A 15318-nucleotide genomic window follows, 5' to 3' on the forward strand; every position below is an offset into this window, starting at 1 on the left:
TGCGAGTTATGGAGCTTGCCCCTGCCGCCGCCGGGGCGGGTCATCCTATAGGACAGCAGTCGGAAGAGCTGAAGCGCGCCAGCCCCCCTGCATACTGCCATCGAGCGGCCAGTCGGGTCAGAAGAAGATGGGAACGTGCACTGGACCTTTCTGGCAGCATCAAAGGCCACGCTTATCCAGCGTATAAAGATACTCGCGAACCGCAAAGGGCGCATCCACCGGGTCGACTGTCGATGCTTCCCAGTCCGCCTCGGCGTCGAGTTCTGCTGTACGCCTCCGCATCGACAACACCGGCATCGACCGCCCTGCCCACTCACGAGCCGTTCCTCAATGCTCCGATCAACTATCGTATCGAACAGGAGGGCTGGCAGCTCGCCGTGGCGGAACCGGCCATGACGGGTCACCCGCGATGGCCGGCGTGACGTTCTGGGCCTGTGGATCGCCGCGACCGAAGGCGCCAAGTTCTGTCTCGCGGTGATGAACAAACTGCTGAACCGGGGCGATCAGGATATCCTGATCGCGGTCGTCGACCGGCTGAAAGGCTTCCCCGACGCCATAGTCCAGCTCTGCATCGTGCACCTGGTGCGCCATGGCCTACACTTCTGCTCCTGGACGGATCGCAAGGTCGTGGCCGCCGACCTGCACCAGAGACATCGACGGCTTCTATAACCCCGTCAGGCGGCACTCATCGCTGGTTTCCAAAGCCTGACCAGCTTCGAGCACAAGGCCCGCGACGGAAGCTAAACGCTCTCCACAGAAGCCGGGCAAGTCCACTGAAACCTTCGCCGCCTTCCTTGAGCCAAACGGTCTCTGGCAAACCCGGGGCGGTTCAGGCAATCCGCCTTGTTTTCAAAGCTGTCGCGCTGTAGCGTCCCTGTCGCTTGTATTATGACATCAGGATCCAGGTAATTTGTCCGCATTGCGACGCCACCGGCGTCAATCCGAAGACCTATCGACATGACCATGCCTCTCCCCGCCCTCGGCGCGCCTCTAGGCTGTCCGACTAGATCATGACCTGCCTGAACAGCCTGTACTTCACTTTTGCCTCGGCTTCGGCCACCGCATTGTGGGCGGCCTGTGCCCTGGTATTGATCTGGGTCGCGCGCAACCACCGCTTTGCCGGCAAACCCGCCTTTGTCCTGACATTGCTGGCGATGCTGTGGTGGTTGCTCACCGTCGCCCTCGATTTGGCGTCTCGCAGCGAAATGTGCAAAATCGGCTGGTCGCTGGCGGCCTGGCCCGGCATCACCCTGCTGCCGATCGCCTGGGCGTTCTTCGTCGTCGACTATACAATGAACTTGGAGCAGCGCCGCCAGCCGATCCGACTGCTGCTCTATATCCTCCTGCCGGGTCTCGCCGGTCTGATCGCCCTGACCAATGACCGGACCCACCTGCTCTATCGCGCCGACACCCGGCTGGTGACGCAGGGGGGCGCGCAATTCGTCCTCTTCGACCACGGGCCCTTGTTCTTCGCCGTCGCCGCGGTCCTCTATGTCTTCGTCACCCTTGCCTTGGGCGTGCTCGCCTATGCCTTTCTCAAGGCCAAGAAAATCATCCGGCCATTCCTGGGCGTATTGATCACCATCACGGCGGCGCCGCTGGCGGCCAATCTGGCCTATGTCGGCTGGGGGATCACCGTCTTCGGCTTCGACCCGACCCCCTTCATGTTCGCCGTCGCCCTCATCGCCCTGAGCTGGCTGCTGTTGAACAACACCATGATGGACACCGCGGCGCAGGCGCGGAACCTGCTGTTCTATGCCATGCAGGATCCGGTGATCATCATCGACTCGGCCGGCCGCTTCGCCGGCGCCAACCCGGCGGCCAAGGCCCTGTTCGGCCGGACGATGCCCAGGCGTGGAGAGCCGCTCGATCATCTCGAGAAACTCGGCCCGATCCTAACAGCCAGCGAAAACGCCGGCCAGATCGGAAGTGCCGAGCCGATCCGGCTGAAGGGGCGGGTCTTCGACCTACGGGTGCTGCCGATCGAAAGCCCGATCCAGACCAAACGGCCGCTGCTGGGCTGGTCGATCGCCTTGGTCGACATCACCGAACGCGAACTTTCGGCCGAGGCGCTACGCGAGGCGCTGGCCCGGGCCGAGGCCGCCAACCACGCGAAATCCCAGTTTCTCGCCATGATCAGCCACGAATTGCGCACCCCGATGACCTCGGTCAAGGGCGGGCTGGACCTGGCGCTCCATGGCGCGGCGGGAGAGCTGAGCCCGGCGCTCAGAAACGTGCTCACCATCGCGCAGCGCAACAGTCTCAGGCTGCTGAAACTGGTCGACGACGTTCTCGATCTGCAAAAGCTCGACCTCAGCACGATCAACCTCGTGCTGGAGGATCTGGATGCGGACGAATTCCTGCATGACGTCATCGAGGAGTACGAGGCCTTTGCCACCCAGGCCAATGTCCGGCTGGTCAATATCTCGGGCCCGGTGAACCGGCGGCTAAGGGTCGATCCCGACCGGCTGAAACAGGTCGTCGGCAACGTGATTTCCAACGCCGTCAAGTTCTCGCCCGAGGGGGCGGCGGTCGAATGCTCGACCGAGGTGGTCGGTGCGCGGCTCAGGCTGGCGGTGCGCGACCCTGGCATCGGCATCCCGGAGAACAAGGAAGATCAGGTTTTCGGCCGGTTCAATCAGGTCGAGAGCGGCACCAAGAAAGTCTCAGGCGGTTCCGGTCTCGGAATGCATATCGCCAAGATGCTGATCGAACGGATGGGCGGCGCGATTTTCTATGACAGCCGCCTTGGCATCGGGACCACCTTTTACATCGACGTGCCGATCTCTCCCGACCCCGATACGGCCGCCCCGACACCGGCGGCGTGACGCCGCAGCGTCCCCCCGATCGCCCGCGCCGCCCACCGCCCGTTCAGTCCGGCATCGTGGCAGGACAACGGGTCAGCCCCCAGGCGCAGGCCACCGCGGTAAGCGCCAGCAGCGCGCTCAGACCGATCGCCGCCGCAGGGCCATGGCGATCGACAAGCGTGGCATAGATGACCGGCGCCGCCGCGGCACCATAGAACGACGGCGCGATCAGCCGCCCGGCGATCACCGCATAATCGCCCACCGGAAACAGCACCAGCGGCAGACTGCCCCGGGTGATGGTCAAAAGCCCGTTGCCGGCGCCATAGGCGAGCACGAAGATCAGCGCGGCCAGGCCCATCCCGGCGACGCCGATGCCGACCAGCATGCCCAGGGACAAAACCGCGGCGGCGAATACCGCCAGATGGCGCGGGTCCAACCGGCGACCAAGAACCATCTCGGCAAGGCGTGCGCAGGATTGCGCGATGCCGGGCAGCGCCGCGAGCGATACCGCCGCCTCGATCGACAGCCCCCGCCCCGACAGGAGGCCGATCAGATGCGCCGAAAGGCCGGAACTGAGAAAGGCGGTGGTGGCGACCAGCGCCGCGAACAGCAGCGCAGCGGCCCGTTGCCCCGGCGCAAAGCGAAACCGGTCGGCCCGGCGCAGCGGTTTCGCCACGGCCCCGCCGGCACCGGCGGGCAGCAAGCGGTAGAAGGGCAGCATCGTCAGCGCGATCCCGGCATAGGCGAGCATCCCGCCGCGCCAGCCGATCGCCTCCTGCAGCAGATGACCGACCGGCCAGAACACGGTGGAGGCGAGGCCCCCCAACAGGGTGATCTGCGACAAGGCCGGCCGCGCCGCCGCACCACCGGCCTGCACCAAGGCGGCAAAGGCCGCCTCGTAGAGGCACATCCGCATGCCCAGTCCCAGCACCAGCCACCCCGCCAGATAGGGCACCGCGCCATGCGCCAGCGCCACCGCCAGAAAACCGAGCGCCAGCAATATCGAGCCAAGGCTCATCACCGCCCGACCACCGTGGCGGTCGATCTGATGGCCGATCCAGCCTGAGCTGAGCCCCATCACCACCAGAGCCAGCGAAAAGCCGCCATAGGTCAGCCGCGAGGAGAACTCGGGATCGGCGGCAATGACCGGGCCGAAGACTCCCAGCGCGTAATAGGACAGCCCCCAATTCACCAATTGGGTGAGACCGACCGCAGCGGTCGTTCGGCGCGAAATCATGTTTCAGTCCTCGAAGCCCATGCCGTCGCCGGGACCGAGCGGAAGCTGCATCAGCACGGTATCGAGCCAGCGGCCATGTTTCCAGCCGACCGACTTCAGGGTGCCGACCATGTCGAAACCAAGGCTCCGATGCAGCCCGATCGAGCCGGCATTGGCGGAATCGCCGATCACCGCGATCATCTGGCGAAATCCCGCCTCGGTGCAGCGCGCGATCAGTTCGACCAGCAGCGCACGCCCCACCCCGCTGCCGCGACAGCCGGAGTGGACATAGATCGAATTCTCAACCGTCCCGCGATAGGCCCGGCGCGGCCGATAGGCGCCGGCATAGGCATAGCCCACCAGCGCATCGTCAATCGTCGCGACCACATAGGGATAGCCCTCGGCGGTGATCTTCTGCCAACGCGCGCGCATCTCTTCGACACTGGGCGGGTCCAGCTCGAAGCTCGCCGTGCCGGTCAGAACCGCATCGGCATAGATCGCCTGAATGGCGGGAATATCCTCAGGCCGGCAGGGTCTCAGCCTCAGGGGGGACGGCGATGTCATGATGCGCTCCGCGATCGTTTCGCGGCACAATCGCATTCCTCTTTGCCGAAGGAAATGCTATGCTTCGTTATACAAATCATAAGCAAAACCTTGAAGACACCCCTCACCCTCCAGCATCTCGACACCCTGATGGATGTCGTCCGGCTCGGCACCTTCTCGGCCGCGGCGGAGCGGGCGCAGCTGTCGCAACCGGCCATCAGCCAGCAGATCCGCCAGCTTGAGCGCTATTTCGGCATGCGTCTGCTGGAACGCAGCGGCCGCAGCGTGCGCCCGACCGATGCCGGGCGTCTCGTGCTGCAAAGCGCGCAGCGAATCCGCGACGAGCTGGAGACGGTGCAAGAGGCGATCCAGCCGTTCCGCGCCGGCAGCGCCGGCCGGGTGCGGCTGGGCACCGGCGCCACCGCCTGCATCTATCTGCTGCCGCCGATCCTGCGGGCGCTGAAACGGCAGATACCGGGGCTCGAGGTCGTCGTACGCACCGGCAACAGCCCCGACATGCAGCGCCTGGTCGAGGAAAACGCCCTCGACCTCGCCCTGGTGACACTGCCGGCCTCTGGCCGAGCACTGGAAACCACCCCGGTGTTCACCGAGGATCTTCTCGCCGTCTTCCCCGCCGAGGAGGCGCCGCCGGGCCCGGTCACCGCCGCCACCCTCGCCGCCCGGCCACTGGTTCTTTACGAGGACGCCGGCCATACGCGGCAATTGATCGACCGCTGGTTCCGCGCCGCCGGCATCACCGCGGTGCCGGTGATGGAGCTGGGCAGCGTCGAGGCGATCAAGGAGCTGGTCGCCGCCGGGCTCGGCTGGTCGGTGCTGCCGGCCTCCTCGGTCGCCAAGGTGAAGACCGGCACGCTTGGCACCGCAGCGCTCGCCCCGCGGCTGTCGCGCAATCTCGGGCTGCTGATCCGCCGCGACAAGCGGCTGACGATCGGCCTGAGGCACCTTCTGAGCGCGCTGGAAACCGGGCTCGGCGCGGACTGAGCCCGACCACAGGGCCCCGCGCTGGACAGGCCCCGTGCATTATGTCTTTGATCGCAGGACCGCCCGTCCCCGATCAGAGAGCAAGACCATCACCGACCAGGACGCTTTCCCGCCAAAGACCGGCCCGGCCCATTTCGTCTCGGGTCTCGGGCTCTGCCTGGCGGCGCTCTTCCTGCTGGCCTCGCTCACGCCCTCGCTGGCGCCGCGACCGCCGGTGCTGCAAGGTGTCGCCAGCGGGGTGATCACCGCCATCGGCTATGAACTCGGCCTGGGCTTCGGCGCAGTCTGGCGGTTTCTCGACCTGCCGCAACCGCGCGGGCGGCTGCTGTACCGGCTGCGCCAGACCAGCGCCGCCGTCACGCTGCTGATCGCCCCGATCGCCTTCCATGCCTCGACCGGCTGGCGCAATGCCACCCGCGAGGTTGCCGGCCTCGCCCCGCTCGATCAGAGCAATACGGTGACCATCGCGCTGCTGGCGCTGGGGACGGCACTGCTGCTCTGGGCGATGTTCCGGCTGTTCTGGGCGCTGGCCAGACGGATCGAGGCGCCACTGCGCCGGCTGATCCCCGCCCGCATCGCCCAGGGGCTGAGCCTGCTGCTGGGTCTCGCCGTCTTCTACACGGTGATCGAGGGCACGGCAGTCCGCTATGCCTTCCGTGGCGCGGATTCGGCGATGGAGGCGGCGGACCGGTTCATCGACCCCGACCTGCCCCGGCCCGAGGCGCCCGAGAAAACCGGCAGCCCGGCCTCGCTGATCACTTGGGAGCAGCTGGGCGATACCGGCCGCAGCTATGTCGCCACCGCCCCCAGCGCGGCGGAGATCGCCCGGATCAAGGGCGCCCCGGCGATGGAGCCGATCCGCGTCTATGTCGGGCGCACCGCCGCCAGAACCGCCCGCGCCCGCGCCGAACTTGCCCTGAAAGAGCTGATCCGCGTCGGCGGTTTCGATCGTTCGGTCCTGGTGGTGGTCAGCCCGACCGGCACCGGCTGGATGGATCCGGATGCCTTCGACACGCTTGATATGCTGATGGCGGGCGATGTCGCCACCGTGGCGGTGCAATATTCCTATCTCAGCAGCTCGCTGGCGCTGGCGGTGCACCCCGAGCTGGGCGTCGAGCAGGCCCGCGCATTGTTCGATGTGATCCACGACTATTGGTCCGCGCTGCCGGTCGAGACGCGGCCGCGGCTCTATGTCTTCGGCCTCAGCCTCGGCGCCTATAACAGCCAGGCGACGCTGCCGCTGCTCGACATGCTGGGCGATCCGATCCAGGGGGCGCTCTGGGTCGGATCGCCCTTCCTCAGCCCGATGTGGCGTTACCTGCAGGACCAGCGCTGGCCCGACAGCCCGCCCTGGCATCCGCGGCTTGGCAACGGGTCGCTGGTGCGGACGATGACCCAGTTCGAAGGGCTCACCCCGAAGGATGCCGCCTGGGGGCCGATCCGGCTGATCTTCCTGCAATATGCCAGCGACCCCATCCCGCTCTTCACCCTCGGGATGGCGCTGCGCCGGCCCGACTGGCTGCGCTATGACCGCGCCGCCGACGTTTCGCCCAGGCTGCGCTGGGTTCCGATCGTCACCATGCTGCAGACCGCGCTTGACATGCTGATCGCGCTGCAGGTGGAACGCTTCGGCCATTACTATGTGGCCGAGGATTACCTGCCGGCCTGGCAGGGCCTGCTGACGCCCGACGGCTGGACGCCGCAGAGCACCGACCGGCTGCTCAGCGCCTTGCAGGCCCGCCGCGCCGCGCGGGACTGATCCGGCCGCCGATGTCGAAGGAATGCGGGGTTTTGTCCCTTGCTGCTAGCCTCGGGTCATTTCGGGCTGCCGTGGCGGCCCTTCCCGGATCGAGTGCAGACCATGACATTTTCCGACCTTGCCGCGCGCCGTCTGGGCGCACCGCTCCGCCCGCTGCTCGCTTCCGTCATGCTTGGCGCCCTGGTGGCTGTCTTCGCCGCCAGCGCGCCGCTCTCAGCCTCAGCGCGATGCTCGCCAAGACCGGGCTGAGCCCTGAGGATTTCAAGGTGATGAACGAGGCGACCCGCCAGATCGACGAGGCGACCGACAAGCGCCCCGGCATGACGGTCGACTGGCAGAACCCGGCCAGCGGCGCCAACGGCACCGTGCAGCTGACCGGCGTCGAGGGGACCTGCATGAAGCTGACCCATCTGGCCCGGCTTGCCGGCCAGCAGAAAGACATCGGCTTCCGGTCGCTGCGCTGTCGCACCGAAGATGGCAAATGGCAGCTTCAGGATCTCTCCGACGTGATGTTCTGATCGCGGGGCCTCTGCGGCCCCGCACCACCGCCCGCTAGCGTTCGCCGCGCCGATAGGGCTGCATCAGGGCCTGCGGCACCCGGGCGCGGCGGGCCATGACGATCAGTGCCAGGATCGACAACACATAGGGCAGCATCAGGAACAGCTGATAGGGCACCCCGTCGACCACCGTCTGCAGCCGAAGCTGGAAGGCGTCAAAGAAGGCAAAGAGCAGCGCCCCCAGCAGCGCCCGGCCCGGCCGCCAGATCGCGAAGACCACCAGCGCCACGCAGATCCAGCCGCGCCCCTGCACCATCGTCGGGAAGAAGGAGTTGAAGGCGGCGAGCGTCAGGAAGGCGCCCCCCATCCCCATCAGCGCCGACCCCGCCATGATGGTGCCGATCCTCAGCCGGATCGGGTCGATCCCCTGGGCGTCCACCGCATGGGGGTTTTCCCCGGTCATGCGGATCGCCAGGCCCAGCGGGGTGCGATAGAGCAGATAGGCCAGCACCGCCACCAGCCCCAGCGCCAGATAGGTCGGCGCCGTCTGGGTGAAGAGGATCGGGCCCAGCACCGGGATTTCGGACAGGCCCGGCAGCGGATAGGCGCGGAACGGCTCCACCGTCGGGGGCGAGGAGGAGGTCGGCACCGCCAGCCGGAAGACGTAATAGGCAAAGCTCGAGGCGAAGAGCGTGATGCCGAGCCCGGTGACATGCTGGCTGAGCCCGAAGACCACCGTCAGCACCCCGTGCAACAGGCCGAAGACCGCGCCCCCCAGCGCCGCCGCCAGCATCCCGAGCCAGAGATCGCCGCCGGAATAGACCGTCAACCAACCCACCATGGCGCCGAAGGTCATGATCCCCTCGATCCCGAGGTTCAGCACGCCCACCCTTTCGCAGAGCAGCACGCCCAGGGTGCCGAAGATCAGCGGCGTGGCGATGCGCAGCACCGCCTCCCACATGCCGACAGAGCCGAGGATATCCAGAAGAACGCTCATCTGCGGATCCTGTATTGGGTGAGGAACAGCGCCACCAGCATGGTCAGCAGCGACAGCGCCACGGTGACATCGGCGATATAGCTGGGGATCCCCAGCGCGCGGGACATCGAATCCGCGCCGACGAACATCACCGCCGAGAACAGCGCGGCGCCGATCACCCCGATCGGGTTGAGGTTCGCCAACATGGCGATGATGATGCCGGAATAGCCATAGCTCGGCGACAGATCGGTGGTGACATAGCCCTTGACCCCCATCACCTCGATGGCGCCGGCGAGCCCCGCCATGCCGCCCGAGAGACAGGCCACCGCCACCAGAGTCCGGCCCAGCGGCACGCCGGCGAAGGCCGCCGCGCGCGGATTGAGCCCGGCGGCGCGCGACCGCATGCCGAAGACGGTGCGCGCCTGCAGCCACCAGACCGCCAACGCCATGACCACGGCGATCACCAGACCGGCATGCAGCCGGCTGCGGGCCATCAGCTTGGGCAGCTCGGCATTGGCGGGCACCGGCACCGATTGCGGCCAGCCGAAGGCCAGCGGATCCTTCATCACCCCTTCGATCATCAGCGACACGAAGAGCACCGCGACGAAGTTCAACAACAGCGTGGTCACCACCTCGTCCACCCCGAACTTCAGCCTCAGCCCGAGCGGGATCAGCAGCAGGATCATCCCCGCCACCGCCCCGGCGATCAGGCACAGAAGGATCGCCAGCGGCGCCGGCAGCCCGGCCAGCGCCGGAACCATGCCGACCCCCGCCACCGCCAGCGCGCCCATATAGAACTGCCCCTCGCCGCCGATGTTCCAGAGCCGGGCGCGGAAGGCCACCGCCGCCGCCAGCCCGGTCAGGATCAGCGGCGTCGCCCGCGTCAGCGTCTCGGAGAACCCCAGCCGCGATCCGAAGGCGCCTTTCAGGATCAAGCCATAGGCCTCGAGGACATTGGCACCGGCGATCGAGATCAACAGCCCGGCGATGACCAGCGCCGACAGCACCGCGCCCACCGGCGCCAGCAGGGTCAGCGTGGTCGAGGGATGCTCGCGTCGTTCAAATCGCATGGGATTTCGCCTCTGCCTCGATCCGTTCCGCCGCCGTCCAGTCGCCGGCCATCATCAGCCCCAGAAGCTGCGCATTGGCCCGTTCCGCCGGAATCGCCGGCGACAGCCGGCCGCCGACGATGGCGCGGATCCGGTCGGAAAGGCCGATCACCTCGTCCAGATCTTCCGAGATCAGCAGCACACCGGCGCCGCGCGCGCGCGCCTCAAGCAGCCGTTCATGCACCCCGGCGATGGCGCCCTCGTCGAGGCCGCGACTGGGCTGGGCGGCGACCAGGATATCGGGCCCGGCGGTCAGCACCCGGCCCAGGATCAGTTTCTGCATATTGCCGCCCGACAGCAGCCGGATGCGCCCGTCGACGCTGGCGCCGCGCACATCGTAATCACGAATGATCGCCTCGGTCGCGGCCCGCGCGGCGGCGCGGCGGACCAGACCGAGCGAGGAGAATTCGGGCGACCAGATGCGTTCCAGCACCACGTTTTCCCAAGTGCTCATATCGCCGATGGTGCCCTCGGCATTGCGGTCCTCGGGGATCCGGCCGATGCCGGCGGCGATCGCATGGGGCACGTCATAGCGCGCGGGCTCGTGCCCCTTGATCAGCAGCGCGCCGCCATCGGGCGGATAAAGGCCCGAGACCAGCCCCGCCAGCGTGGTCTGCCCGTTGCCGGAAACGCCGATGATCCCCAGCGTCTCGCCCGCGTGCAGCTTGAAGCTCACCCCGTGGAGCGAGGCACCGCCCTTGCCGCCCAGCGTCACATCCACCGCCTCGAGCAGCACCGCGCCGGGCGTCGCCGGGGGCCGTTCCGGGCGCTTGACGGCGCGACCGACCATCAGCTCGGCCAGTTCCTCCTTCGAGGTCTCCGCGGTCTTCCGCTCCGCCACCACCCGGCCACGGCGTAGCACCACGACGCGGTCCGAGGCCGACATGACCTCATGCAGCTTGTGGCTGATGAAGATCAGCGACAGCCCCCTGGCGGCCATCTGGCGCAGGGTGGCGAACAGGCTCTCGGCCTCCTGCGCCGTCAGCACGGCGGTGGGTTCGTCGAGGATCAGCACCTCGGCATCATTGTAAAGCGCCTTGAGGATCTCGACCCGCTGGCATTCGCCCACCGACAGATCGGCAACCCGCGCCTCGGGATCGACCTTGAGGCCGAAGCGCTCCGACAGCTCCATCAACTTGGCCCGGCCGGCAGCGCGATCCGAGCGCAGCTTCCACAGGCTCTCGGTGCCGGTCATCACGTTTTCCAGCACCGTCAGGTTGGGCGCCAGGGCGAAATGCTGGTGCACCATGCCGACGCCGGCGCGGATCGCGGCGCGCGACTTGCCGGGCGGCAGCTCCACCCCCTTGACGCGCACGCTGCCCTCGTCGGCGGTGTAATGGCCGAAGAGGATCGACATCAGCGTGGTCTTGCCGGCGCCGTTCTCGCCCAGCAGCGCGACGATCTCGCCCTGCTCCAGATGCAGCGAGACATCCTCGTTGGCGGTGACGGCGCCGAAGCGTTTGGTGATGTGGTCGAGTTCGAGAACCCGGGTCATGCGTCGTCTCCGAACAGGGGGATCGGATGGGTCCAGCGGCCCTCGCGCTCCAGCGTGGCGCCAAGTTCCAACAGGCGCAGGTCGCCCCCGATCGGGGCGATCAGCTGCACCGGCAGCGGCAGCCCGTCGGCATCGACGCCGAAGGGTAGCGTCAGGGCCGGTGCGCCGGTGACATTGGCAAGCGCCGCATAGGGCGCGAAGGCCTCCATCCGAGCAAGCTGCGCCTGCGCGTCGCGGTGATCGGTCGGAAAGGCGCCAAGCGGCGGCGGCGCGGTCGAGAGCATCGGCAGCAGCAACAGATCAACTTCGTCGAACAGCCGCCAGAGCGCATAGGAGGCCGGCGCAATCGCCTCGAGCGCGGCCCAGAGATCGGCGGCAGGCAGGGCGGCGCCGCGGTCGGCGAAGGCCTGGGTCAGCGGCTCGCAGCAGGAGAGGTCGAGCCCCGCCTGCCCCAAGGCGGCGAGATTGACCGAGATGATCCGGTCGAAGGCCCGGGCGCTGATGCGGCGGATGGTCTCCAGGTCGCGGGCCGGAACCGGCCGCAGCACATGCCCGGCCGCCGCCAGGGCAGCGGCGGCCGCCTCGATGACCTCGGCACGCTCGGACGCAATCTCCGGCGTGTCGGTGATCACCCCGATGGTCAACCGCCCCTCTTCCGGCAGCACCTGCCCGTCGGGGAACGGCCCCCGTGCCCGGCCGCTCAGCAAGGGCCAGAGCGCGCGGGCGTCGCGGATGGTGCGGGTCACGGCGAATTCGCTGGTGATGCCGCCCAGATGGTTGCCGAAACCCGGCCCGCCGGGAATGGCCCCGCGCGAGGGTTTCAGCCCGACCAGCCCGCAGGCCGCCGCCGGCACCCGGATCGAGCCACCGGCATCCGTCGCATGGGCGAGCGGCACGATGCCCGCCGCCACCGCAGCGGCGCTGCCCCCGGAGGATCCCCCCGCCGTGAGGTGCGGATTGAGCGGGTTGCGGCAGATCGGCCCCACCGCGGGTTCCGAGGAGAGCGACAGGCCGAACTCCGGCACGGTGGTGGCGCCGAAGGGGCAAAATCCCGCGGCGCGGAACCGCTGGGCCAGATCGCTGTCGGCCGCGCCGCTGTCTCCGGCGAGGCTGGCCGAGCCCGCGCGCATCGGGATGCCGGCAAAGGGGCCGCCCAGATCCTTGACCAGCATTGGCACGCCGGCGAAGGGCCCGGTCGTCGCGCCCCGGGGCAGCTCTGCCGTCTCGGGCGCAAGCCAGCTCACAGCGCCGAGCCCGGCCACGACCTCAAGCCGGGCCCGGGCCTGGCGCATCGCCTCGGCCGGGGTCAATGCGCCCCCGGCGATGGCCGCGGCGAGGCTGATCGCATCGCGCGGGGGATCGGCGGGGGCGCTCATGTCAGTGCGATTGCCGCGCGCCGAAGCGCGCGACAAAGAAGCTTCGGGCACCGGATCAGGCCGGCGCTTCGAAGTTGCGCGGCACTTCGAATTCGCCGGCCATGATGGCGGCGCGGGTTTCCAGCATCTTCTTCACCGCCGCCTCGGGGGCCACGCCCTCGACATAGAAGATATCGCTGCCGCCGTCCTTCATCAGGCTGAGGGGCGTATAGTTCTTGCCAACCGGCTGGCCGCTGGTGGCATCCTTCAGCGCCGCGTTCAGCAGCGGCCGGAACGACCACATCGCATTGGCGAAGACGGTATCGGGATAACGCGGGGTATAGTCGATCAGCGACCCGATCGCCTTGACGCCGCGTTCCTGCGCCGCGTCGGCGGTGCCGATGCGTTCACCGAAGAGGATATCGGCGCCGCTGTCGATCTGGGCCAGGCCGGCCTCGCGCGCCTTGGGCGGATCGAAGAAGGTGCCGATGAAGCTGACCAGATGCTTGGCCTCGGGGTTCACCGCCTTGACGCCATCGGCAAAGCCGTTGATCAGCATGTTGACCTCGGGGATCGGGATCGCGCCGACCGAACCGACGGTGCCGGTCTTGGTCATGGCGCCGGCCAGCATGCCGCAAAGATAGGCGGCCTCCCAGTTCCAGGTGCCATAGACGCCGAAGTTGTCGCCCGAGGCCTCGCCCGAGGAGCCCATCAGGAAGGCAGTGTCGGGGTAATCCGCCGCCACCTTGCGCGCCTCGCGCTCGACCGCATAGGATTCGCCGACGATCAGCACATTGCCAGCCTCGGCATATTCGCGCATGGCGCGCGGGTAATCGGTGCCCGAGACGCCTTCGGAGAAGGTATAGTCGATCACCCCCTCGGCATGGGCCGCCAGCATCGCCGCATGCAGGACCGAGTTCCAGGCGTTCTCGACCGGAGAGGCGTGGATGCCGGCCACCTTCACGGGCGCCGCCTGCGCCCGCAGCGCCGGCGCGAAGAGCGTGGTGGCGCCAAGCGCGGCACCGGTGCCCAGCAGGCGGCGGCGGTTGATCAGAATGCGTGTCAAATCGTGTCTCCCTCTATCGTCCCGGTCCGACCGGGCACGTTATGGCCGCACTGCGGCTATGGCCTCCATCGGCGCCCAGCCCGCGCGTCCTGTCAAGGCCGCCGGTCGGTCGCCCCTGTCGGCCGGGTTGCGGACTGCCGCGGAAATGGGCGATTTCTGACCAAATAGTCAAGATGCGTGACGCGGCGCGTAATCGGCGGGATCGACGCGATCGGGACGGCCGTCCAGCGCCAGCCGGCTCAGCTCGGGCGCGGTCTCGGCGATCACCTTGCCACGGCGGATCACCTTCAGGCGCACCGGCCGCAGGCGGATCGCCTCGGCCGGGTCCTTGGCCTGCAGGATCACCATGTCGGCGTTGCAGCCCGGCGCGATGCCATAGCCGTCAAGCCCCATGATCCGGGCCGAATTCACCGTCACCGCGTCGAACAGCGCCCGCTTGTCGGCGCCCGACCCCATCTGGGTCGCATGCAGCGCCATATGCGCCACGTCGAGCAGATCGCCGGTGCCCATCGAATACCAGGGATCGAGCACGCAGTCCTGACCGAAGCCGACGGTCAGCCCGGCCTCCATCAGCTGCGGGATGCGGGTATGGCCGCGCCGCTTGGGATAGGTGTCGTGCCGGCCCTGCAGCATGATGTTGATCAGCGGATTGGGGATCACCCGCAGGTCGGCCTCGGCCATCAGCGGGATCAGTTTCGAGACATAGTAATTGTCCATCGAATGCATCGAGGTCAGATGCGACCCGGCCACCCTGCCCTGCAACCCGAAGCGCACCGTCTGCGCCGCCAGCGTCTCGACATGGCGCGACATCGGATCGTCGCTTTCATCGCAATGCATGTCGACCATCAGCCCACGCTCTGCCGCGATCCGGCACAGCGCCGCGACGCTGCGCGCGCCATCCTCCATGGTGCGTTCGAAATGCGGGATGCCGCCGACGATATCCACCCCCATGTCGAGCGCGCGCGACAGCGCCGCCTCGGCCTCGGGGCAGCGGTAATAGCCATCCTGCGGGAAGGCGACCAGTTGCAGGTCGATATATGGCGCCACCCTTTCGCGCACCTCAAGCAGCGCCTCGGCGGTGACCAGCCGCGGGTCGGAGACATCGACATGGCTGCGGATCGCCAAGAGCCCCTTGGACACCGCCAGGTCGCAATAGCGCAGCGCCCGTTCGACCAGCGCCTCGCGCGTCAGGGTCGGACGCAATTCGCCCCAGAGCGCGATGCCCTCGAGCAGCGTGCCCGAGATATTCATCCGCGGCAGGCCGAGCGACAGGGTGGCGTCCATGTGGAAATGCGGATCGACGAAGGGCGGGCTGACCAGCAGGCCGCCGGCGTCGATCACCTCGGCCGCCTCGCCGGCGATCGCCGCTTCGACCGCCACGATGCGACCGGCGCGCACCCCGATATCGAGGCCCGCGCGACCATCGGGAAGCGTCGCATTGCGGATGAGAAGGTCGAACATCTTGGGCCCTTTCCTGAGTCTGCTGCGTCGCA

12 protein-coding genes and 1 pseudogene are annotated in these 15318 nt (G+C 67.9%); 5 read left to right on the forward strand and 8 right to left on the reverse strand.

The window, feature by feature from the left end; translation table 11 throughout:
• Positions 1–399: 399 nt before the first annotated feature.
• A pseudogene (locus tag ACN0V4_RS20015) lies at positions 400–657 on the forward strand (transposase); the annotation flags it as partial.
• 353 nt (positions 658–1010) lie between these two features.
• Positions 1011–2828 carry a histidine kinase N-terminal 7TM domain-containing protein gene (locus tag ACN0V4_RS20020; RefSeq protein ID WP_417679425.1) on the forward strand — a complete coding sequence of 606 codons (1818 nt, stop codon included), beginning with the start codon at positions 1011–1013 and terminating at the stop codon, positions 2826–2828.
• 43 nt (positions 2829–2871) lie between these two features.
• On the opposite strand, the gene ACN0V4_RS20025 is transcribed toward ACN0V4_RS20020, so the two are convergent.
• On the reverse strand, positions 2872–4044 hold the full coding sequence (locus ACN0V4_RS20025; protein ID WP_417679427.1) for an MFS transporter: 1173 nt from the start codon (positions 4042–4044) through the stop codon (positions 2872–2874).
• Positions 4045–4047: 3 nt separating this feature from the next.
• Positions 4048–4587, reverse strand: coding sequence for a GNAT family N-acetyltransferase (locus ACN0V4_RS20030; RefSeq protein WP_417679429.1), 540 nt, complete (start codon positions 4585–4587; stop codon positions 4048–4050).
• A gap of 90 nt (positions 4588–4677) precedes the next feature.
• Here ACN0V4_RS20030 and ACN0V4_RS20035 point away from each other — a divergent pair, with 90 nt between their 5' ends.
• The 3 genes from ACN0V4_RS20035 (at position 4678) to ACN0V4_RS20045 (ending at position 7845) form a co-directional block, all read left to right on the forward strand.
• The gene (locus ACN0V4_RS20035) at positions 4678–5568 is read left to right on the forward strand and encodes a LysR family transcriptional regulator (protein WP_417679431.1); all 891 of its coding nucleotides are present in this window, start codon (positions 4678–4680) and stop codon (positions 5566–5568) included.
• 34 nt (positions 5569–5602) lie between these two features.
• Positions 5603–7327 (forward strand): alpha/beta hydrolase, encoded by a 1725-nt coding sequence (locus tag ACN0V4_RS20040; protein WP_417679433.1) that lies wholly within the window; start codon positions 5603–5605, stop codon positions 7325–7327.
• Positions 7328–7554: 227 nt separating this feature from the next.
• On the forward strand, positions 7555–7845 hold the full coding sequence (locus ACN0V4_RS20045; RefSeq protein WP_417679435.1) for a hypothetical protein: 291 nt from the start codon (positions 7555–7557) through the stop codon (positions 7843–7845).
• A gap of 34 nt (positions 7846–7879) precedes the next feature.
• On the opposite strand, the gene ACN0V4_RS20050 is transcribed toward ACN0V4_RS20045, so the two are convergent.
• The 6 genes from ACN0V4_RS20050 to ACN0V4_RS20075 all read right to left on the reverse strand — a co-directional run bounded on the left by ACN0V4_RS20050 (position 7880) and on the right by ACN0V4_RS20075 (position 15286).
• Positions 7880–8821 carry an ABC transporter permease gene (locus ACN0V4_RS20050; protein ID WP_417679437.1) on the reverse strand — a complete coding sequence of 314 codons (942 nt, stop codon included), beginning with the start codon at positions 8819–8821 and terminating at the stop codon, positions 7880–7882.
• Positions 8818–9870, reverse strand: coding sequence for an ABC transporter permease (locus tag ACN0V4_RS20055; RefSeq protein ID WP_417679439.1), 1053 nt, complete (start codon positions 9868–9870; stop codon positions 8818–8820). The genes ACN0V4_RS20050 and ACN0V4_RS20055 overlap by 4 nt, the downstream gene beginning before the upstream one ends.
• On the reverse strand, positions 9860–11404 hold the full coding sequence (locus ACN0V4_RS20060) for an ABC transporter ATP-binding protein (RefSeq protein WP_417679441.1): 1545 nt from the start codon (positions 11402–11404) through the stop codon (positions 9860–9862). Before ACN0V4_RS20060 ends, ACN0V4_RS20055 begins: the two co-directional genes overlap by 11 nt.
• Positions 11401–12780: an amidase gene (locus ACN0V4_RS20065; protein WP_417679443.1), complete on the reverse strand. Its 1380-nt coding sequence runs from the start codon at positions 12778–12780 to the stop codon at positions 11401–11403. The genes ACN0V4_RS20060 and ACN0V4_RS20065 overlap by 4 nt, the downstream gene beginning before the upstream one ends.
• 55 nt (positions 12781–12835) lie before the next feature.
• On the reverse strand, positions 12836–13825 hold the full coding sequence (locus tag ACN0V4_RS20070) for a BMP family protein (protein ID WP_417679445.1): 990 nt from the start codon (positions 13823–13825) through the stop codon (positions 12836–12838).
• 168 nt (positions 13826–13993) lie between these two features.
• Positions 13994–15286: an amidohydrolase family protein gene (locus tag ACN0V4_RS20075; RefSeq protein WP_417679447.1), complete on the reverse strand. Its 1293-nt coding sequence runs from the start codon at positions 15284–15286 to the stop codon at positions 13994–13996.
• Positions 15287–15318: the final 32 nt, after the last annotated feature.

Origin of the sequence: Pseudodonghicola sp., assembly GCF_048268305.1 — a bacterium.
Lineage (GTDB): Bacteria > Pseudomonadota > Alphaproteobacteria > Rhodobacterales > Rhodobacteraceae > Pseudodonghicola.